The sequence below is a fragment of the Streptomyces cellostaticus genome (assembly GCF_001513965.1).
Taxonomy (GTDB): Bacteria; Actinomycetota; Actinomycetes; order Streptomycetales; family Streptomycetaceae; genus Streptomyces; species Streptomyces cellostaticus.
Genome location: NZ_KQ948015.1, coordinates 205482 through 226416, shown reverse-complemented (window position 1 = coordinate 226416; position 20935 = coordinate 205482). Strand labels below are relative to the sequence as shown.

Annotated in this window: 18 protein-coding genes; 14 read left to right on the top strand and 4 right to left on the bottom strand. The window is 71.5% G+C overall.

Features of this window, described 5'->3' with window-relative positions; translation table 11 throughout:
* The first annotated feature begins 142 nt into the window (after positions 1–142).
* The 6 genes from AQI88_RS00975 (at position 143) to AQI88_RS00950 (ending at position 8884) form a co-directional block, all read left to right on the top strand.
* Complete coding sequence (locus tag AQI88_RS00975) at positions 143–892, top strand: (2Fe-2S)-binding protein (protein WP_066991533.1); 750 nt, start codon at positions 143–145, stop codon at positions 890–892.
* Positions 893–932: 40 nt separating this feature from the next.
* Positions 933–2084 (top strand): glycogen synthase, encoded by a 1152-nt coding sequence (glgA, locus tag AQI88_RS00970; RefSeq protein WP_066990169.1) that lies wholly within the window; start codon positions 933–935, stop codon positions 2082–2084.
* 50 nt (positions 2085–2134) lie between these two features.
* Positions 2135–3355, top strand: a complete 1221-nt coding sequence (gene glgC, locus AQI88_RS00965; protein ID WP_066990166.1) for a glucose-1-phosphate adenylyltransferase — start codon at positions 2135–2137, stop codon at positions 3353–3355.
* A gap of 134 nt (positions 3356–3489) precedes the next feature.
* Positions 3490–5811: a GH92 family glycosyl hydrolase gene (locus tag AQI88_RS00960; RefSeq protein ID WP_066990163.1), complete on the top strand. Its 2322-nt coding sequence runs from the start codon at positions 3490–3492 to the stop codon at positions 5809–5811.
* Between the two features lie 144 nt (positions 5812–5955).
* Positions 5956–7287 carry a wax ester/triacylglycerol synthase family O-acyltransferase gene (locus AQI88_RS00955; RefSeq protein ID WP_066990160.1) on the top strand — a complete coding sequence of 444 codons (1332 nt, stop codon included), beginning with the start codon at positions 5956–5958 and terminating at the stop codon, positions 7285–7287.
* Positions 7288–7390: 103 nt separating this feature from the next.
* Positions 7391–8884, top strand: coding sequence for an SDR family NAD(P)-dependent oxidoreductase (locus AQI88_RS00950; RefSeq protein WP_066990157.1), 1494 nt, complete (start codon positions 7391–7393; stop codon positions 8882–8884).
* A 163-nt stretch (positions 8885–9047) separates the two neighbouring features.
* Here AQI88_RS00950 and AQI88_RS00945 read toward each other — a convergent pair whose 3' ends face one another.
* Both AQI88_RS00945 and AQI88_RS00940 read right to left on the bottom strand, forming a co-directional pair.
* Entirely contained in the window at positions 9048–9848 is an 801-nt protein-coding gene (locus AQI88_RS00945) for an SDR family oxidoreductase (protein ID WP_066990154.1), read from the bottom strand.
* A 51-nt stretch (positions 9849–9899) separates the two neighbouring features.
* Complete coding sequence (locus AQI88_RS00940) at positions 9900–10295, bottom strand: hypothetical protein (protein ID WP_066990151.1); 396 nt, start codon at positions 10293–10295, stop codon at positions 9900–9902.
* Positions 10296–10703: 408 nt separating this feature from the next.
* Between AQI88_RS00940 and AQI88_RS44695 the strand changes: the two genes are divergently transcribed.
* Both AQI88_RS44695 and AQI88_RS00935 read left to right on the top strand, forming a co-directional pair.
* Positions 10704–10877 carry a hypothetical protein gene (locus AQI88_RS44695; RefSeq protein ID WP_107118423.1) on the top strand — a complete coding sequence of 58 codons (174 nt, stop codon included), beginning with the start codon at positions 10704–10706 and terminating at the stop codon, positions 10875–10877.
* 57 nt (positions 10878–10934) lie between these two features.
* Positions 10935–11420 (top strand): GNAT family N-acetyltransferase, encoded by a 486-nt coding sequence (locus AQI88_RS00935; protein WP_066990148.1) that lies wholly within the window; start codon positions 10935–10937, stop codon positions 11418–11420.
* A gap of 22 nt (positions 11421–11442) precedes the next feature.
* On the opposite strand, the gene AQI88_RS00930 is transcribed toward AQI88_RS00935, so the two are convergent.
* Positions 11443–12795 (bottom strand): amidase, encoded by a 1353-nt coding sequence (locus tag AQI88_RS00930; RefSeq protein ID WP_066990145.1) that lies wholly within the window; start codon positions 12793–12795, stop codon positions 11443–11445.
* A gap of 198 nt (positions 12796–12993) precedes the next feature.
* On the opposite strand from AQI88_RS00930, the gene AQI88_RS42525 reads away from it, so the two are divergent.
* Positions 12994–13173, top strand: a complete 180-nt coding sequence (locus tag AQI88_RS42525; protein ID WP_079057331.1) for an alpha-L-fucosidase C-terminal domain-containing protein — start codon at positions 12994–12996, stop codon at positions 13171–13173.
* A 40-nt stretch (positions 13174–13213) separates the two neighbouring features.
* Here AQI88_RS42525 and AQI88_RS00925 read toward each other — a convergent pair whose 3' ends face one another.
* The gene (locus AQI88_RS00925; protein ID WP_066990142.1) at positions 13214–14260 is read right to left on the bottom strand and encodes a LacI family DNA-binding transcriptional regulator; all 1047 of its coding nucleotides are present in this window, start codon (positions 14258–14260) and stop codon (positions 13214–13216) included.
* Between the two features lie 236 nt (positions 14261–14496).
* On the opposite strand from AQI88_RS00925, the gene AQI88_RS00920 reads away from it, so the two are divergent.
* Genes AQI88_RS00920 through AQI88_RS00900 form a run of 5 tightly spaced genes read left to right on the top strand, consistent with a single transcriptional unit; the run spans position 14497 to position 20915 of the window.
* Positions 14497–15786: an ABC transporter substrate-binding protein gene (locus AQI88_RS00920; protein WP_066990139.1), complete on the top strand. Its 1290-nt coding sequence runs from the start codon at positions 14497–14499 to the stop codon at positions 15784–15786.
* An 8-nt stretch (positions 15787–15794) separates the two neighbouring features.
* Positions 15795–16691, top strand: coding sequence for a carbohydrate ABC transporter permease (locus tag AQI88_RS00915; RefSeq protein WP_066990137.1), 897 nt, complete (start codon positions 15795–15797; stop codon positions 16689–16691).
* Positions 16688–17590 carry a carbohydrate ABC transporter permease gene (locus AQI88_RS00910; RefSeq protein ID WP_066990134.1) on the top strand — a complete coding sequence of 301 codons (903 nt, stop codon included), beginning with the start codon at positions 16688–16690 and terminating at the stop codon, positions 17588–17590. The genes AQI88_RS00915 and AQI88_RS00910 overlap by 4 nt, the downstream gene beginning before the upstream one ends.
* Positions 17591–17622: 32 nt before the next feature.
* The gene (locus tag AQI88_RS00905) at positions 17623–18879 is read left to right on the top strand and encodes a glycoside hydrolase 5 family protein (protein ID WP_107118422.1); all 1257 of its coding nucleotides are present in this window, start codon (positions 17623–17625) and stop codon (positions 18877–18879) included.
* Positions 18876–20915 carry an endo-beta-N-acetylglucosaminidase gene (locus AQI88_RS00900; protein WP_066990131.1) on the top strand — a complete coding sequence of 680 codons (2040 nt, stop codon included), beginning with the start codon at positions 18876–18878 and terminating at the stop codon, positions 20913–20915. Before AQI88_RS00905 ends, AQI88_RS00900 begins: the two co-directional genes overlap by 4 nt.
* The last annotated feature ends 20 nt before the right edge of the window (positions 20916–20935 follow it).

Genomic DNA, 20935 nt, shown 5'->3' with positions numbered 1-20935 from the left:
CCTTCCCGTCGTCGTACCTGAGCACGCAATGGGTCCTACTGCCGATGGAGTACACCACCCGCCCGATCATCCCCAAGAGGGGTGTCCGCGGGTGGAGACCCCGGTTCCCGGGCCACGACGGAGCCTGGTACTAGTGCTTGTCGTGCACCTCGATCCCGATCTCGCCGCGCTCCGCCCGCTCGGCGGCTTCTTCGTCCTGCGGACGACCGCAGCCGCGGCAGGCCCGGCTCCGGCAGCCCTGCCGACCCTCGCGGAGACCTGCGAAACGGCGGCATCGGATGTTTCCCGGAATGCGCTGACTTACCGCGTCGCCACCGTCGCGGACCGCCTGCGCACTCCTGAGCTGCGGGTTTCCGCCTCCATCAGCCATCAGGGCCTCGCCGCCCGCCTGTGGTCGGCGGCCCTGGCCTGCGCGGCCGTCTACGGCCGGGTGCCCGACCTGGACCCCCGGCTGCTGCGCTGGGACGCCGCCGCCACCGCGCCGGAGGACCTGTGGCTGACCGAGGTGCGCCCACTGCCCGGGGACGCGGCCACGCTCGCGGACACCGTGCTGCACGGCAACCTCGAACCCCTAGGGGAAGCCCTGAGGGCCCGCTACGGCATCGCGGCCGGCCTGCTGTGGGGCAACGCGGGCTCGGCGCTGGCCGGCGCGGCCCGCGAACTCGACCGCTGGGCGCGCGCGACGGGCCGTACCGAAGTGGCGGACCGGGCCCGCACCCTCACGGACGAACTCTTCGCCCACCCCCTCCTGCGCACCACCGGCACCCGCACCGGCACGGCCTTCCGCCGCCGCAGCTGCTGCCTGTACTACCGCGTCCCCGGCGGCGGAGTCTGCGGCGACTGCTGCTTCACCCGGCCGCCGCGCTCTTCCCCGCACGCCGCATCTGGGTGACCATGAAGGGAACCTGCCGCCGGTACAAGGGGGTTGTCGGGTGCGTGTGGGACTGCTGACCCGGGAGTACCCCCCGGACGTGTACGGCGGCGCGGGCGTCCATGTGGAGTTCCTCGCCCGGGAGCTGACCTCCCTGGTGGACCTGGAGGTGCACTGCTGGGGCGAGGGCCGAGGCGTCGGCGTCGTACGCCACCGCCCCTGGTCCGTCCTCGACGGCTCCAACGACGCGCTGCGCACCTTCTCCGTGGACCTGTCCATCGCGGCCGCTCTCGAAGGCCGCGACCTCGTCCACTCCCACACGTGGTACGCCCATCTCGCCGGCCACTTCGCCAAGCTCCTGTACGGAATCCCGCACGTGGTGACCGCCCACTCGCTGGAGCCCCTGCGCCCCTGGAAGGCCGAGCAACTGGGCGGCGGATACGCGCTGTCGAGCCTCGCCGAGCGCACCGCGATCGAGGCCGCGGACGCGGTGATCGCCGTATCGGGGGCGATGCGGGAGGACATCCTCGCCTGCTATCCGGCGCTGGACCCGGCGAAGGTCCACGTCGTGCACAACGGCATCGACACGACCCTGTACCGGCCGGGCCGCGGCACCGACGCCCTCACCCGGACGGGCCTCGACCCCGCCCGCCCCTACGTTCTGTTCGTCGGCCGGATCACCCGCCAGAAGGGTGTGCCCCATCTGCTGCGCGCGGTACGGGACATCGACCCGCGCGCGCAGGTCGTGCTGTGCGCGGGAGCGCCCGACACCCCGGAGATCGACCGAGAGTTCCGGGTGCTCTACGAGGAGCTGAGCCGGGTCCGCGAGGGCGTGTTCTGGATCCCGCAGATGCTGCCGCGCGCGGACGTGATCCAACTCCTCACCCACGCGGCCGTGTTCGTCTGCCCGTCGGTGTACGAGCCCCTGGGCATCGTCAACCTGGAGGCGATGGCGTGCGGCACGCCCGTGGTGGCCTCCCGGGTCGGCGGTATCCCCGAGGTCGTCGAGGACGGCAGGACGGGCCTCCTCGTCGACGTGGACGACGACTTCGAGGAGGGCCTCGCGCGGGCGCTGGACGCCGTCCTCGGCGACCGGGAGACGGCCCGGCGGATGGGGGCGGCCGGACGGGAGCGCGCGGTCGGCGAGTTCGACTGGGACGCCGTGGCCCGGCGCACCGCCGGGCTGTACGAGGAGATCCTCAAGCAGGCTTAGTCCGGTCTGCTCGGGGCAGCCATGGTTCAACCAGGGTGAGGGGAGCGGCCATGCGTCGTGGTGGGCCTTCGGTGCTCGGAATCGTTCTGGCGGGCGGAGAGGGCAAACGCCTGATGCCCCTGACCGCGGACCGCGCCAAACCGGCGGTCACCTTCGGCGGCACGTACCGGCTCGTCGACTTCGTCCTGTCCAACCTCGTCAACGCCGACGTCCTGCGCATCTGCGTGCTGACCCAGTACAAGTCCCACTCGCTGGACCGGCACATCACCACCACCTGGCGGATGTCCAGCCTGCTCGGCAACTACGTCACCCCGGTCCCGGCCCAGCAGCGCCTCGGCCCGCGCTGGTACCTGGGCAGCGCCGACGCCATCCTGCAGTCCCTGAACCTCGTGTACGACGAACAGCCCGAGTACGTGGCGGTGTTCGGCGCCGACCACGTCTACCGCATGGACCCCCGTCAGATGCTCCGGCAGCACATCGAGGGCGGCGCGGGCGTGACGGTGGCCGGCATCCGCGTACCGCGCGCGGAGTCCTCCTCGTTCGGGGTGATCACGCCCGGCTCGGACGGCCTCACCGTCGAGCGCTTCCTGGAGAAGCCCGCCGACCCGCCCGGTCTCGAGGACGACCCCGAGTGCGTGTTCGCCTCGATGGGCAACTACGTCTTCACCACCAAGGCCCTCATCGAGGCGCTGCAACGCGATGCCGAGGACGGGCAGTCCGTGCACGACATGGGCGGCTCGATCCTGCCCCAGCTGACCGGCCGCGGCGAGGCGCAGCTGTACGACTTCAGCGACAACCACGTGCCCGGCGAGACCACCCGCGACCAGGGCTACTGGCGGGACGTCGGCACCCTGGACGCCTACCACGAGGCCCACATGGACCTGATCGCCGAGCGGCCCGCCTTCAACCTCTACAACCGCCAGTGGCCCATCTACACCCACTCCAACCAGCTCTCCCCGGCCCGTTTCAACGCGGGCGGCATCGCGAGCGAGTCCATCATCAGCGCGGGCTGCCTGATCCGCGGTCAGGTCAGCCGGTCCGTGCTGTCCCCGGGCGTACGGGTCGACCCGGGCGCGGTCGTGCAGGGCTCGGTGCTGCACGACAACGTGCGCATCGGCCGGGGCGCGGTGGTCCGAGGGGCCGTCCTGGACAAGAACGTCGAGGTTCCGCCCGGCGCGACCATCGGCGTCAACCCGGAGCGGGACGCCGAGCTGTACACCGTCTCCAGGGGCGGGGTGATCGCCCTGGGGAAGGGGCAGCGGGTCTCCTGACCTCCTGGCGGACGCACCGTCAGACCACGTGTCGACGCGACGCGTTTGTCATCACCCTCCCGGAATGCCGGGGTTCGGATCGTTCGGCCTTCACGATGCAGGCAACGATGTCGAACCTTCGGAGGTCATCCGACATGAGAGGGACCCGGCGCACGCGGCTCTGCCTGGCCGGGGTGATGGCAGCGTCCACGCTGATCGCCACCCCCGCCGCACGGGCCGCCGAGCGGACCGACGGCCACCTCACCGACCTGGTCAACCCGTTCATCGGGAGCCAGAACGAGGGCAACACCTTTCCCGGCGCGACCGTGCCCTTCGGCATGGTGCAACTCTCGCCGGACACCGGGCACAGCACCGGCTACGACTACACGCAAAGCCGCATCCGCGGCTTCTCGCTGGTCCATCTCTCGGGCGTCGGCTGCCGGCTCGGCGGTGACCTGCCCGTGCTGCCCACCACGGGCGAGGTCACGCAGACGGACTACGCCAAGTACGCCGCGGGGTTCTCGCACGGGAACGAGGAGGCGAGCCCCGGCTACTACCGCGTCGGCCTCGACTCCGGCATCCGCGCCGAGCTGACCGCGACCGAGCGCACCGGAGTGCAGCGCTATACCTTCCCGGCCACCGACAAGGCCAACGTCCTGCTGAACGCGGCCCAGTCGCTGCACCAGGCGGGCGCCAGCGGGGTCGAGATCCTCGACGACCACACCGTGCGCACCGAGATCACCGGCCACGGCTTCTGCCGGGACACCGCCCCCTACACCGTCTACACGATCACCCGCTTCAGCCGCCCCTTCACCGCGTACGGCACCTGGAACGGCTCCACGGTCACCCCCGGCGCCCGCACCGGCCCCGGCGGCGCCTACGTCCGCTTCGATGCGACGAAGGACCGTACCGTCGAGGCGACCACCGCCCTGTCGTACGTCGACGCACGCGGCGCCGCCGTCAACCTGCGCGCCGAGGGCGGCCGGTCCTTCGACGCCGCACGGCGACGGGCGCGCGAGGAGTGGGAGCGGCGGCTCGCCTCGGTCCGGGTCCAGGGCGGCGACCCGGCCCTGCGCCGCACCTTCTACTCGTCGCTGTACCGTTCGTTCCTCGCGCCCAACATCGGCAGCGACGCCGACGGCCGCTACACCGGCTGGGACCGCCGTATCCACCGCGCGGAACGGTTCACGTACTACCAGAACTGGTCGCTGTGGGACACCTACCGCACCCAGGCCCAGCTGCTCGCCCTGCTCGCGCCCCGCGAGGCACGGGACATGGCGCTGTCGGTGGTGAAGGTCGCCGAGGACGGCGGCTGGCTGCCCAAGTGGGGCTACGGCCCGGTCGAGACGAACGTCATGAGCGGCGACCCGGTCACCCCGTTCCTGACCACCGCCTACCAGATGGGCCTGCTCAGGGGTTTCGAGGAGCGGACCTACCGGGCGCTCAGGAAGAACGCCGACGGGGTGCCGCCCGCCGACTACCCGGGCATCGGCCGGGAGTCCAACGCCGAGTACATCGCGCACGGTTTCGCGCCCTACGACAAGGACCGCCCGTACGCCAAGATGGGCGACTCCGACTACCGCCACGGCGCCTCCGTCACCCTGGAGTACGCCCTCGCCGACGCCATGCTCGCCCAGATGGCGCGCGGCCTCGGCCATGAGAGCGACGCCCGCCGTTATGCCGCCCGGGCGCAGAACTACCGGAACATCTTCGACCCCTCCACCGGCTTCTTCCGCGCCCGGGACGCCGCCGGCGCCTTCACCGGCTCGGCCGACCCGGCCCGCGGCAGCGGCTTCCACGAGGGCAGCGCCTGGCAGTACCAGTGGCTGGTCCCGCAGGACCTGCCCGGCATGGTCGGCCTGATCGGCGGCGAGCACGCGGCCAACGCCCGCCTGGACACCTTCTTCGCCTACGACCGGCTGCTCGCCGCCCCCGAGAAGACCGCCCGCGAGGTGTGGGTGCACGGGGACGCGTACAACTACTACAACGCCGACAAGTACAACCCGATGAACGAGCCGGACCTCATCGCGCCGTACACCTACCTGTCCACCGGCCAGCCCTGGAAGACCACGGACGTGGTCCACGCGGCCCTGACCCTCTTCACCGACGGACCCACCGGCATGACCGGCAACGACGATCTCGGCACCATGTCCGCCTGGAACGTGATGTCGTCGATCGGGCTCTTCCCGATCCAGCCCGGCTACGACACCTGGGGTCTGTCCACCCCGGTCTTCGACCGCGTCGACCTCACCCTGGACCGCCGCTTCTGGCCCGGCGGCCGGCTGACGGTCACCGCGCCCGGCACCTCGGCCGCCGAGCGCTACGTCCAGTCCGTCCGCACCGACGGGACACCGCATGCCCGGACCTATCTGACGACGGGGGCCCTGCGCTCGCTGCGCACGCTCGCCTTCACGGTCGGCTCGCGCCCGTCCGAGTGGGGTACGTCACCCCAGGCGGCACCCCCGGTGCTGAAGTGACCTCAGGAGTCTCATGAGTCCCGCCCCTTTCGGAGGGGCGGGACTTAATCTGCTGTTAACTGAGCGTAGCCTGATCGTACTTGACCGTAATCGTCTCTCGGGGATTGACTGCTCATCCACCCGTCGTCGACGCGAGGCAAGCCCTTGACTTCCGACCTGCTCGCTCCCCTCGACCTGGCCTTCTGGAACATGGAGTCCGACCGGCACCCGATGCACCTCGGCGCGCTCGGCGTCTTCACCGCGCACTCGCCCACCGCGGGCGCCCACGCCGCCGATCTGCTCGCCGCCCGTGCCGCCGCCGTGCCCGGCCTGCGCATGCGCATCCGGGACGTCTGGCAGCCGCTCGCCTTCGGCGGTGCCGCCCGCGAGACCGACCCGGACTTCGACCCGCTCAACCACGTACGGCTGCACGCCCCGACCGCCGACTTCCACGCGGCCGCGGGCCGGTTGACGGAACGCCCGCTGGAGCGCGGCCGGCCGCCGTGGGAAGCGCATGTGCTGCCCGGCGAGGACGGCGTCTCCTTCGCCGTGCTGTTCAAGTTCCACCACGCCCTCGCCGACGGGCTGCGTGCGCTCAAGCTCGCCGCCGGCGTCCTCGACCCGGTCGACCTGCCCGAGCGCGGCCCCCGCGCCATCGAGCCCCCGCGCAGCCTGCTGACCGACGTGCGCCGCCTGCCCGGGCTCCTCCCCGACCTGGTCAAGGGCGCGCTGTCCGACGTGGGCCGGGCCCTGGACATCGGCACCTCCCTGGCCCGGTCCACCTTCGGCATGCGCCCCTCGTCCGCGCTGACCTCCGCGCCCAGCGGCACCCGCCGCACGGCCGGGGTCGTCCTGGACATCGACGACGTGCACCGGGTCCGCAAGAGCGTCGGCGGCACCGTCAACGACGTCCTCATCGCCGTCGTCGCCGGTGCCCTGCGCCGCTGGCTGGACGAACGCGGCGACGGCAGCGCGGGTGTGGCGCCCCGCGCCCTCATCCCCGTCTCCCGGCGCCGCCCGCGCACCGCCCACCCACAGGGCAACCGGCTCTCCGGATACCTGATACGGCTCCCGGTGGACGACCCCGACCCGCTGCGCCGCCTCGACACGGTCCGCACCGCGATGATCCGCAACAAGGACGCGGGACCCAACCGGGGCGCCGGCGCCGTCGCGCTGCTCGCCGACCATGTGCCCGCCCTCGGCCACCGGCTCGGCGGCCCGCTGGTCGGCCAGGCCGCCCGGCTCTGGTTCGACATCCTGGTCACCAGCGTGCCGCTGCCCGGACTCGGGCTGCGGCTCGGCGGGAACCAGCTCACCGAGGTCTACCCCTTCGCCCCGCTCGCCCCCGGCCAGTCCCTGGCGGTCGCGATCTCCACGTACCGCGGCCGGGTCCATTACGGACTCGTGGCCGACGCGCAGGCCGTCCCTGACCTCGACGTGTTCGCGCGCGCGGTGACGGACGAGGTGGAGACGCTGATCACGGCCTGCCGGGTCTGAGCGGAACGGGTTTGGCCGTAGGGCCCGGCGCTCCGTAAAATTCCCCGTTCGAAAGCGGGCGCGAGTCGGAGCGCTGCGCGGGTGATCAGGGAACGGCAGCGCGATGACGGTGACAGAGGACGGCCCGACGGCCATGGAAGAGGTCGTGTACGGCCCCGGCATCGACCCCGAGCGCCTGGCCGTCTGCCTCAGCGTGCTCGAGGAGCTCGACAAGCTGGAGGTCGACCACCCCGACGCCATCGCGGTGCGCCGGGCCACGGCGGGCATCTACCGCACGGTGAAGCAGCGCCGCCGCCAGGAGCGCCGGGCTGCCAAGACCGCCCACGACAAGGCGGTCACCGAGGCCACCGCGACCGGCTCCGCCCAGCGCATCGACGACGAGACCGAGGGCATCCTGCCGTCGTCGGTCACGGAGCAGGGGCAGATCGCGGGGATACTCCAGCGCCCCCGCTCCTGCTACACCTGCAAGACCCGGTACGTGGAAGTCGACTACTTCTACCACCAGCTCTGTCCCGACTGCGCCGGCCTGAACCGCGCCAAGCGCGAAATTCGCGCCGACCTCACCGGCAAGCGCGCCCTGCTCACCGGCGGCCGCGCCAAGATCGGCATGTACATCGCGCTGCGGCTGCTGCGTGACGGCGCGCACACGACGATCACCACGCGCTTCCCGAAGGACGCCATCCGCCGCTTCAAGGCCATGGACGACTCGGCGGACTGGATGCACCGCCTCGAGGTCGTCGGCATCGACCTGCGCGACCCGGCGCAGGCCGTGGCCCTCGCCGACCAGGTCGCCGAGGCCGGCCCGCTCGACATCCTCATCAACAACGCGACGCAGACCGTACGCCGCCTGCCCTCCGCCTACGCCGCCCTGGTCGACGGCGAGAGCGCCCCGCTGCCCGCCGGCGAGCTCCCCGCCCACCACGTCATCGGCGCCTTCAACTCGGGCGCCGTCGACGGCCTGGCCGCGCTGCCGCTCGGCACCAGCGGCCTCGACGCCCAGAAGGTCGCCGATCTCGCCCTGGTCGCGGGCAACGCCAGCGTCGCCCGGCACCTCGACGGCACCGCCATCGACGCGGGCGGCCTCGTCCCCGACGTCGTCGACACCAACACCTGGGTGCAGACCATCGAGCAGATCTCCCCGGTGGAGCTCCTCGAGACCCAGCTGTGCAACTACACGGCGCCGTTCATCCTGATCAGCAAGCTCCGCCCGGCCATGGCCGAGGCCGCCAGGAGGGCGACGAGCGGGCGCGCGTACGTCGTGAACGTCTCGGCGATGGAAGGCGTCTTCGGCCGCGGCTACAAGGGCGCGGGCCACCCGAACACCAACGCCGCCAAGGCCGCGATGAACATGGTGACGCGGACCAGCGCCCAGGAGATGTTCCAGACCGACGGCATCCTCATGACCTCGGTCGACACCGGCTGGATCACCGACGAGCGCCCGCACTTCGACAAGCTGCGCCTCGCCGAGGAAGGCTTCCACGCCCCGCTCGACCTGGTCGACGGCGCGGCCCGCGTCTACGACCCGGTCGTGCGCGGCGAGGCCGGCGAGGACCTGTACGGCGTCTTCCTGAAGGACTACGCGCCGGGCAAGTGGTGAACCGAGGGGGCGGAAAGCCGGTGGTCCGCCGGGCCACCGGTGATCTACCCTTCGAGGGTCGTGCCGGAGTGCCCGGTGCGCAGGCGACGCGTTCTTCGTGGTTGAACTCCTCTTACAGACCCCATGGGACTGTGGCCCTTCCGGGGCCAGGCCGCGCCGCCGCCTAGACCTCGGGCACCCGGCGCAGGCGTTCGTGGACGGCGTACGTCCCAGCCGTCGAGGCGGCTCTCACCCGCGTCCCGCCGTCCACCAGCAGATCGGCGCCCGTCACCCACTCCGCCGCATCCGAGGCGAGCCACACCACGGCCCGCGCCACGTCCTGCGGCTCCCCGATCCGCCCGAGCGGCAGCCCCGCGGCCACCTCCTCCTCACCCGGCTCCCACACGAACCGCGCCATCTCGGTGCGCACGAGCCCGGGGGAGACGGAGTTGACCCGCACCCGGGGCGCGAGTTCGCCCGCGAGCTGCCGGGTGAGATGAAGGAGGGCCGCCTTCGTGGTGCCGTAGGCGCCGACGCGGGGCCCCACATGCCCGGCACCCTCCGTGCACACGTTGACGACGGCTCCGCCGTGCTCCCGCATCCACCCCCGCCACGCGCACTGCACCAGCCGCAGCGGTGCCTCCACGTTGACCGCGAACGCCTCGCGCCAGGCATCCGCGCCGGCCTCCATCAGCGGCCCGTACGGCCGGTTGGTCGCCGCGTTGTTGACAAGGACGTCCAGCCGCCCGAACTCGCGCAGCACGAGATCCGTCAGCTCCTCGGGATGCCCCGGGTCGGCCACGCTCCCGGCCAGCCCGATCCCGCCCAGCTCGGCGGCCGCGCGCCGCACTTCCGTCGCGTCGCGCGCCGTCACGCACACCAGTGCGCCTGCCGCCGCGAGCGCCCCGGCGACGGCACGCCCGATCCCGCGCGTCCCACCGGTGACGACGGCAGCCCTGCCTTCGAGCCCGTACGACGAGGTCATCGCCGTACCGTCTCATGACGGTCCGTCAGGCAACAGGGGGGCGACCGGTCCTCAGTCGACGGCTCCGAGCCGCGAGTGCCGGGCCGCGAGCAGCTCCAGTACGGTGCGCCAGTCCTCCAGTACGCCGGCGTCGAAGCCTGCGGTCCGGCTCTCCTCGGTGGCCTGGCGCAGCCGCAGCAGATCGTCGTCGGCAGGAGAGCCGTCCCCTCGCACCAGCCGGAACACCCGCTCCCCGAGCAGCGGGCGCACCGCCTCGGCCGCGCTGCGTGCCCGCCCCGCCTCGTCGGCCGGGCACAGCACCGGCCCGATGCCGCAGACCAGCCCCGCCACCTGCAGCTCCTTGTCGGCGGGGCGGCTGCGACGCAGCAGCGCGGCGGTCCGCAGCGCGTGCTGGTGCCGTCCGGCGTACAGCAGATCCATCAGCTCCTCGACGCTGCGCAGCTCCATGCGTCAGTCCTTCCGCGAGACAGCCGTTGCCGCCCGCCACCAGATCATGGCGACCTTGCGGTCCGGCCAACGGCATCTGAACTGAGCCGCATGTAGGCCGAGTGGGTGATTCGCTCCGACAGTCGGGTGATGCGCTTTATGGCAAATAGCGGCATATTGAGGGGCATTGGGGGTCACATGACATCCGATAGTTACATCTTGTTTGCACTCCCTATCGAGCGGCTGTCCGCTCATTTGGTTAATCTGGAGGGGACGGACAGCAGTACAGGGTCCCACCCACACCCACCGTCCGCACCGGCGCCACCGCGTCCGAACTGGCCTTTCATCCAGACCCGAGCGGGCTTCGAGCGCCGGAGCGCAGGCTGTCCGGTACGCCCCGCGGGTGACCCGACACATAAGGAGTGCGCGGTGACACCGGAGAAGACGAATCGCGACGAGCGCCCCAAGGAACGCACGGAGCGCCGGGGTCGACGGCCCGGAGAGCTCGGCAGCCTCGACGTGTGGGCCCGGTCCGCCCCGATCCGCCTCGCGGGCTACGAGGACGACCTCGCCGAACCCCACATCCTGCCCAGCGTGGACTGACCCGCGGGCCGGAGAAGTCGCGATCGCCGCACGCATGGGCGTGACAGACTCACGCCCATGCTGATCAGAGAAGCCGTGGCCGACGACTGGCCGCGGATCTGGCCTTTCTGGCACCGGATCGTCGCCGCCGCCGAGACCTACGCCTGGGACCCCGGCACACCGGAGGAAGCGGCCCGCGCTCTGTGGATGAGTCCCGCCAAGCGTGTCTACGTGGCCGAGGACCCCACGGGCACCGTGCTCGGCTCGGCCTACCTCACCCCGAACTACGGCGGCCCCGCCGCGGGCGTGGCCAACGCGGGCTTCATGGTCGACCCCGACTGCACCGGGCAGGGCATCGGCCGAGCCCTCGCCGAACACATCCTGACCGAGGCGAAGGCCCACGGCTACCACGCGATGGTCTTCAACGCCGTGGTGGAGACGAACCCCGCGGTCGGCCTGTGGACGTCCCTCGGCTTCACCATCCTCGGCACGGTCCCGAACGCGTACGACCATCCCCGCCACGGCCGGGTCGGCCTGCACATCATGTACAAGGCGCTCGGCTGAACGGCCGCGCCCACCGGTACCGCTAGTCCTGATCCGCCAGTGGGGCCCTCCGGCGCCACGGGCGCAACTGCTCCAGTTCCTCCGCCAGGGCCAGCAGGTCCTCCTCCGTGCCCGGGCGGCCCACCAGCTGTACGGCGCAGGGGGCACCCGAGGGGAGGGCGCCGAAGGGGACCGACATCGCGGGCCAGCCCGTCAGGTTCCACGGTGGGGTGAAGGGCGAACAGGCGGTGTTGGCCAGGAGGTTGCGCAGCCAGCCCCGCTCGTGCCACGGGGCGGCCTTGGGGGAGCGGCGGGCCAGGGCCGGGGTGAGCAGGACATCGTGCTCGGTGAAGAACGGCGTCAGCCGGTCGCGCAGCCGCTCGCGCCGGTCGCCGGTGCGGACGCCGTGGACGAAGCGGCGGCCCACGCTCGCGTGCACCCGGGTCCGCCGGGCCAGCCGCGCCGGGTCGAGGCCCTGCGCGTCCACCGCCGTACCCGCCGTCCAGTGCTGGAGCGAGGTCACGCCCAGGGAGAGCGGGTAGGGCGGCTCGGCCCGCCGGACCCGGTGCCCGGCCTTGGTCAGGACCCCGGCCGCCTCCCGGACCGCGGTCGTATACGGCTTGCTCACGCTCACCCCGGCGAGCGGGCTGCGCACGGCCGCGGCGATCCTGAGCGGCGTCCGCTCCTCGCGCCGGGCGAAGCCGGTGTCCGCGAGGACCGACAGCATCAGCCGCAGATCCTCGACTGTCGTGGCCAGCGGACCGTTCTCTGACATCCCGAACCAGTCGCCGTTGCCGATCCCCGCCGGCACCACCCCGTGCCCCGGCTTCAGCGTGACCAGCCCGCAGTTGGCCGCCGGGATGCGCAGCGAGCCCATGCCGTCGTTGCCGAGGGCGAGCGGCACCAGACCCGCCGCCACCGCGGCCGCGCTGCCGCCGGAGGAGCCGCCCGCCGTGCGGGAGGTGTCCCACGGATTGCGGGCGGTGCCGTGCACGCCCTCGGTGGTGCCGAAGACGCACAGCTCCGGCACGTTCGTCAGACCCACGACCACGGCACCGGCCGCCCGCAGCCGGGCCACCGTCACATGGTCCTCGGCGGCCGGGGTGTCCGGGGTCGCGGCGGAGCCGTTGCGGTGGGACTCGCCGTGCACCGCCAGATTGTCCTTCACCGCCACCGGCACACCGGCGAGCGGCAGTTCGGCCAGACCGGCACGGGACCCCACCGCGTCCGCCTCCGCGAGCGCCGCCTCGGCGCGGACCGTGCGGAACGCCCCGACCCGGCCGTCGAGCCGCTCGATCCGCGCGAGGTGCTCCGCCAGCACCTCCCGCGGCGTGACCTCCTTCGCGCGTACGGCGGCGGCGATCTCGGCGGCGGTCCGGCCGGCCCAGCTGCTCACGGGCACTCCTTGGCTACTCGTCGGTATGAATCGAGGCGCGCAGGGAGAACTGTGCACGGTCGGGCGCGGTACGTCGAGAGGCCGATCGCAGACATGGGATCTGTCATCCGATCTATGGCTCAACACCCGCCCTCTGCCGCCCCGTTGACAGTCCCGCAATCCCCGCACCATCATCAGACGTCCGATGAATCGGAGTGTATGGGAGCCGCTCATGAGCCCCCGGTGCCCGTGCGCGGCGGCGACCGGGTGACCCTGCTCGGCCACGACCGGCCCCTGACCTGGACGGTGAGCAAGGGCGCGCTGGTGATCGACGTACCCGGGGCGGCCCGGAGAGCGGGCCGGTACGTGTGGGTCTTCAAGGTGGAGTGGCACGGCTGAGCACACGGGCGGGGTGGTTGAACGGCGAAACACCGCCTTCTCACGTCCGCCGCGCCGCCCCCGTGCTGCCCCGCCCCGTCAGCCGCGGCACCGGCACCCCCACCGCCCGTGCCGCGTCCCCGTCCAGCAGCGCCAGCAGCTCCCGCGCCGCCGTCCGGCCGAACTCGGCGCTGTCACGGGAGAGCGCGGACAGCCGTGGTGTGACCATGCGGCACAGGGCCGAGTCCTCCCAGGAGACCAGTGAGACGTCCTGCGGGACGCGGAAGCCGAGTTCGGCCGCGGCGGCGAGGCCGGCGACGGTCATCACGTCGTTGTCGTAGATCAGCGCGGTCGGGGGAGGGGAGCCGCCGAGCACCCGGCGGGTCACGGCGGCTCCCTCCGCGTCGGAGTAGTCGGTGGTCACCGAGCGGACCTCGGTCAGACCGCGGCGCTCCGCCTCCGCGCGCAGGGTGGCGATACGGCGCTGGGTGTGCGCCAGGCCGGGGAGGCCGGCGATGTGGACGATCCGCCGGTGGCCGAGCCTCGTCAACTCGTCGACCACGGAGGCCATCGCACCGGCGTCGTCCGCCCAGACCGTGGACAGGCCCTGGTGGCGCACGTCGGGTGCGCCGCCGATGACAACGGCCGGCAGGCCGAGTTCGTCCAGCAGGTCGGGGCGCGGGTCCTCGGCCCGCGGGTCGACCACCAGGACGCCGTCCACCCGGTGCTCGGCCCACCAGCGCCGGTAGACCGCGCACTCGTCGGCCACGTCCTCGGCCACCTGGAACAGCAGCCCCAGATGACGCTCGGCGAGCACTTCCTGGATGCCGGAGACGAGCTGGAGGAAGAAGGAGTCGACGCCCAGCGTGTCCGCGGCGCGGGCCAGGACGAAGCCGACCGTGGCCGCGCCCTCGCCGGAGAGCGCACGGGCCGCCGTGCTGGGGCGCCAGCCCAGCTGCTCGGCGACCCGGCGGACCCGGGCACGGGTGGTCTCGGAGACGCCCGGGCGGCCGTTGAGGGCGAAGGAGACCGCGCTCTCGGAGACTCCGGCGCGGCGCGCGATGTCCTTCATCGTCGGTCGGCGCGCGGGTGATCGCTTCTCCGGCAACGCGGGGCCCCCATCCGTACGGTCCAGTCCAGGCCAACTGCTAATGCGCTTGAGTGGCTTCACCCTAAAGCGCATTAGTGATCCACGGCAATAGGTCCAACGCACCGCTGTGAACAGGGGTCTTGAGTCACTAATGACTTTAGCCGGGTCGAATCCATTGACGCGTCCCGGAAACGGTGTGCACAGTCTGGCCCGGCACCTTCTGCCACATCCCACTGCAAAGGAGTCCAGCCGCCGTGCGCATCTCCCGCAGAACCTTCGCCGCCGCTGCCGTCGCCCTCGTCCTGCCGCTGAGTGCCTGCGGCTCGGGCGGTGACGACGGCGGCTCGACCGACGCCTCGGGCAAGGTCGAGGGCAACATCACCTTCCAGACCTGGAACCTGCGCGCCAACTTCAAGCCGTACTTCGAGGGCCTGATCGCGGACTTCGAGAAGAAGTACCCCGGCACTCGGGTGAAGTGGATCGACCAGCCTGCCGAGGGCTATGCCGACAAGATCAGCGCCGACGCGGCCGGCGGCACCCTGCCCGACGTCGTCAACGTCTCCCCGGACCTGGTCGCCCCGCTCGCCGAGGCGGGCCTGGCCCTCGACCTCGACAAGGCCGCCGGAAAGTACCGGTCCGAGTATCTGGACGGGGCTTGGGCCAGTCACCGTATACCGGGATTGAGCGGCACGTACGCCTTCCCGTGGTACCTGAACACCGGGCCGCTCTTCTACAACAAGTCCCTGTTCACCAAGGCCGGACTCGATCCCAGCACCCCGCCGAAGACGTACGACGAACTCTTCACCGACGCCCTGCAGATGGCGAAGAAGACCGACGGCAAGGTCGCCACACTCGCCAACGTGCCCACCATCGAGGATTTCGGTCGTTACGGCGTGCAACTGATGAACAAGGAGGGGACCGGGTTCGCCTTCAACGATGCCAAGGGAGTCGGACTCCTCACCAAGTACAAGGAGTTGTACGACGCGAAGGCGCTCGATCCGCAGGCGCTGACCGCCACTCCGGAGTCCTCCGGGAAGAAGTTCCTCACCGAGGCCGTCGCCATGAACCCCGGCAGCGCCCTGGACCTCGGCAACTTCAAGAAGCAGGCACCGGGCCTGTACAAGAACATCGGGATCACCGACCAGATCACCAGCACCGGGCACGTCAACATGTACGTGATGGGCGTGATGGTCAACTCCCGCACCAAGCACACCCCTGCCGCGGTCGCCTTCGCGCACTTCGTCACCGACGCGCAGAACCAGATGTCCTTCGCCGAGAAGGTCGCCATCTTCCCGAGCACCGCCGGCTCCCTCGACGACCCGTACTTCACCAAGGAGGACGGCACCGACGAGACGCGGGTACGCATCGCCGCCGCCAAGTCCCTGAAGAACGCGGTCAACTACACGCCGGTGCTGTTCAGCGAGCAGATGAAGACCGCGCTGCGCAACGAGGTCGCCAAGGCCCTCCAGGGCAAGGAAAGCCCCAAGGCGGCGCTCGACAACGCTGTCAAGGCCTGTGACCAGCTCCTGAAGCAGCAGGGCTGAGAGACGTCATGGCCACTCCCACCGCCCCGTCCCGGGTACGGCGGCAACTTCCCACCAGCCCCTGGCTGTTCGCCGCACCCGGGCTGCTGATCACCGGCGCCTTCGTGCTCCACCCGTTCGTGTCGACCGTGGTGAACTCCTTCACCGACCGCCGCACCCTGATCCCGGGCCACTTCGTCGGCCTCGCCAACTTCCGCGAGCTGCTCCACGACGACATGTTCTGGACCGGCCTGCGCAACAGCACGCTGTACATCGTCGGGGTCGTACCGGCCCTGGTGATCCTGCCGCTGCTGCTCGCGCTGCTGGTGCAGAAGAACATCCCCGGCATCACCTTCTTCCGGTCCGCCTTCTACACCCCGGTCGTCGCCTCCATCGTGGTCGTCGGGCTGATCTGGGTGTGGCTGCTGGACGAACGCGGCCTGGTCAACTCGCTGCTGGAGACCGTGGGGATCGGGCGGGTCGGGTTCCTCAGCGATCAGTGGCTGCTCCTGCTGAGCGCCATGGCCGTGACGGTGTGGAAGGGCCTCGGCTACTACATGATCATCTATCTCGCCGCGCTGGCGAACGTACCGCGCGAACTGCACGAGGCCGCCGCCGTGGACGGCGCGGGCCCGGTCCGCCGCTTCCTTGACGTCACCGTGCCCGCCGTGCGCCCCACCATGGTGCTGGTCGCCGCGCTCTCCTCGGTCGCCGCGTTCAAGGTGTTCTCCGAGGTGTACCTGATGGCGGGCCCGAGCGGCGGCCCGGCCGGCGAGGACACCACCCTCGTCATGCTGGTCCAGCGCACCGGCACCGGCCTGACCGGCCGCGTCGGCTACGCCTCCGCGCTCTCCGTCGTCGTGTTCGTCGTCACCGTCGCCCTGATGCTGCTCGTCCTGCGCGCCGACCGGAAGGAGGAGTCATGAGCGTCCTGGAGAAGGTACGGCCCCGGCAGGAGCCCGTGGTCCGCGAGCTCCGCGTCACCGACGAGCACGGCCGCCGTGTCCGGGTGTGGGAACTGGTCCTGCGCTATGCGCTGCTGCTCGCCGTACTGGCGCTCACCGTCGGCCCGTTCCTCTGGCAGCTGTCCACCTCCCTCAAGGGCCCCACCGAGGACATCTTCGGCTCACCGCCCGAGTTCCTGCCCAGCCACCCCACCCTGCACAACTACGAGCGGGTCGCCGACACCATCCCCGTCTGGGACTACGCCCTCAACTCGCTGAAGGTCGCGAGCGCGAGCGTGGTGACCAACTGCGTGGGCTCGGCGCTCGCCGGATACGCCCTCGCCCGGCTGCGCTACCGCGGCCGCGGCGTGGCCACCCTGGTCTTCGTGCTGGCGATGCTCGTGCCCGTGGAGGGCATCATCATCGCCCAGTTCACGACCATGCGGGAACTCGGCCTGAACAACACCCTCATCGGGGTCGTACTGCCCGGCTCGATCGGCGCGATGAACGTACTGCTGATGCGTAACGCCTTCCGCAACCTGCCGTACGAGATCGAGGAGGCCGCCTACGTCGACGGCGCCAACGTCTGGCAGCGGTTCTGGCGCATCGCGCTGCCCTCGGTGAAGGGCACCCTCGCCGTCGTCGCGATCTTCGCCTTCATGGGCGCCTGGGACGACTTCCTGTGGCCGCTCATCGTGCTCAGCGACCCCGACAAGTTCACCCTGACGATCGGCCTCAACTATCTGCACGGCACCTTCGCCAACGACGAACGCCTGGTCGCCGCCGGCACCGTCATCGCCGTGGCCCCCCTCATCGCCCTCTTCGCGTGCCTCCAGCGGTACTTCTTCCGCGGGGTCGGCGAGGGCGCCGTCAAGGGCTGAGCCCCGCACTCCACCCGTAAGGACACCTCCGCATGCCTCCTGCCCTGCGCTTCGGCGTCAACTACACCCCGAGCGAAGGCTGGTTCCACCACTGGCTCGACTTCGACCTGGACTCCGTACGCGCCGACCTCGATGCGATCGCCGCGCTCGGCCTGGACCACATCCGCGTCTTCCCGCTGTGGCCCTACTTCCAGCCGAACCGCACCCTGATCCGCCCGCGCGCCGTGGAGGACCTGGTACGACTGGTCGATGCGGCCGCCGAACGCGGCCTGGACGTCAACGTGGACGGCCTGCAAGGGCACCTGAGCAGCTTCGACTTCCTGCCCGCCTGGACCCGCACCTGGCACCGGCGCAACCTCTTCACCGACCCGGACGTGGTCGACGGCCAGGCCGCCTATCTGCGCACCCTCGCCGCCGCCCTCGCCGACCGGCCGGGCTTCATCGGCATGACCATCGGCAACGAGGTCAACCTGTTCGCCGCCGGGCCGCACCCGGATCCCGACCGGGTCACCGCCGAGGAGGCCGAACGGTGGCTCGCCCGGCTGCTCGCCGCGTGCGCCGAGGGCGCCCCGGACCGGCTGCATCTGCACGCCTCGTACGACGCCGCCTGGTACCAGGACGACCAGCCGTTCACCCCCGGCCACTCGGCCCGCCTCGGCGCCGTCACCGCCGTGCACTCCTGGGTGTTCAACGGCACCGCCCAGCGCCACGGCCGCACCTCCGTACCGGCCGAGCACCACGCCGCCTATCTGGTCGAGCTGAGCAAGGCCTGGGCCGAGGAGCCGCACCGGCCCGTGTGGCTCCAGGAGGTCGGCGCGCCCGCGCCCCTCGTACCCGCCGAGCACGCGGCCGCCTTCGCCGAGGCGACCGTCCGCCATGTGCTGGACTGCCCCGACCTGTGGGGCATCACCTGGTGGTGCTCGTACGACGTCTCCCGCGAACTGGCCGACTTCCCCGAACTCGAATACGGGCTCGGCCTGTTGACCAACGAACGGCACCCCAAGGACATCGCACGCGTGCTTTCTGAAGCGGCCCGCGCGCACCATGAGCCTCCCCCCGTGCGCGGCACCGCCCTCGTCGTGCCCGCCGACCCGGCCCACCGCTCCCGCTGCGGTCCCGGCGGGCCCGTCTTCGACGCCTTCTTCCGGCTCGTCGCCGACGGCGCCCGCCCCACCACCGTCCTGGACACGCGCGCGGACGACAAGGAACACCTCGCCGCGCGCGGCATCACCGAAGTCGTCACTCCCGACCAGGTACTCCCCACGCCACAAGGAGGCACTTGCTCGTGAACCCCACCAGACGCACCGTCCTGATCGCCGGCGCCGCTGCGGCCCTGCTGCCCACGCCTGCCCTCGCGGTCCCCGGTCCGAAGGCCACCGCAGCCACCCCGCCGTACGCCTCGTACTGGTACCCGGACTCGCTCCCCTCCGGCAGCCCCGGCGCCGGCATCACCTGGCGCAGCCTGAAGACCTGGCGTGCGGCCGACGACCCCGACCTCGCTTTCAACGCCGCGTCCGTGCCGCTCGCCGCCCGCTTCACCCCGACCCCGGCCAACACCACCGCCCGCTCGGGCCAGGCACGTATCCAGTCCCTGGTCTCCTTCGGGCCCACCTCCGGCAACCCCTCCCAGGGGTCGGCCACCGCCGACTACTACGCCCTCACCCACTGGGCTTACCTGGACGAGCTCGTCTTCTGGGGCGGCTCGGCGGGCGAGGGGCTGATCCTGGCGCCGAACGCGCCGATCGTGGACGCGGCCCACCGGCACGGCGTGCCCGTCCTCGGCAACATCTTCCTGCCGCCCACCGCCTACGGCGGCCGGCTCCAGTGGACCCGCGACCTCGTCCAGAAGGACGCCTCCGGGCACTACCCGCTGGCCGCGCAACTCGTCGCGGTCGCGGCGGCCTACGGCTTCGACGGCTGGTTCGTGAACGCCGAGACGGGCGGCGGGAACACCGCGCTCGGCACCGCCATGCTCGGGTTCGTGAAGGAGTTGAAATCGCTCGCGGCGGCCAAGGGGCAGCGGGTGACCTGGTACGACGCGATGACCGTGAACGGGACGGTCAGCTGGCAGGGCGCGCTGAACAGCCAGAACCAGGCCTTCTTCCAGGCCGCCGACGACATGTTCGTCGACTTCCGGTGGAGCGCGGCCACGCTCGCGTCCTCGGGAACCAAGGCGGGGCAACTGGGCCGTAGCCGGTACGCGTTGTGGGCGGGTGTCGACGTCGAGTCGAACGGGTCCGACTCGTCGGTGGACTGGGACGCCATCGTGCCGACCGGGAAGGCGCACGTCACCTCGATCGGTTTCTACCGGCCCGAGTGGACCCGCAACCACCTGCCCGACGGACAGCGGACCCCGGAAGACTTCCACGCGGCCGACGACCGCTTCTGGACCGGGCGGTCGCTCGATCCGGCGCGGCCGGACGGCAGTGATCCGTGGCGGGCGCCCGCGGTGTCGGTGGCGGATCGGTCGACGGTGTCGTCGGTGCCGTTCGCGAGCGTGTTCAACACCGGGCACGGGCTGCGGTGGTACGAGGACGGGGCCGTCACCTCGGACGTGCCCTGGAACCACCTCGGGCTCCAGGACCGGCTGCCGTCGCGGCGGTGGGCCGTACGGACGGCGGGGCAGCGGCCGGAGGTCTCCTTCGACTTCGCGGACGCGTGGCGAGGCGGGAGCAGCGTGCTGGTCGCTGGTGAACTTGATCAACCAGCGGTGGTGGACCTGTACGCGACCCGGCTGCCGATCGGTGTCGACACGGTTGTCGAGCTGACACACCGGGCCGACGCCGGGACTGTGAACGTCGAGGTGGCCGTCGCCACAGCCGAGCCGAGCGGCGCCGGTGCGACACCGCCGTACACCTATCTGCCTGTGAACTCGGTCAACACCGAGGCAGGCCCGGCTGTGAACTCGGTCGACACCTGGCAGACGTCGACCGTACGGCTCACCGGGCTGTCCGGCACGGTCCATGCCCTCGGCGTCCGCCTCACCGCGCCCGACGGCGGCCCCGTGCGCTGGCGCCTCGGCGGCCTCGCCGTACGCGACACCGCCCCGGTCCCAGCCGCCCCCTCCGGCCTGCGGATCACCGCCGCCTCCGGAGGCGACCTGCGCTTCGCCTGGAACGCCGCCCCCGGCCCCGTACGCCACTACGAGCTGCACCGCCTCCTGCCCGACGGCACCCGCCGCTTCCTCGGCGGTACCTGCCAGCGTGCCTGCTTCGCGGCCGGTCTGGAGCCCGCACAAGGGGAGACGGCCGCACGATTCGAACTGCGCACCGTGGGGGAGCTCTACCACGCATCGACTCCCGTGACCGTCATCCACACCTGGTAATCACCCGGAACCCAGCAGGG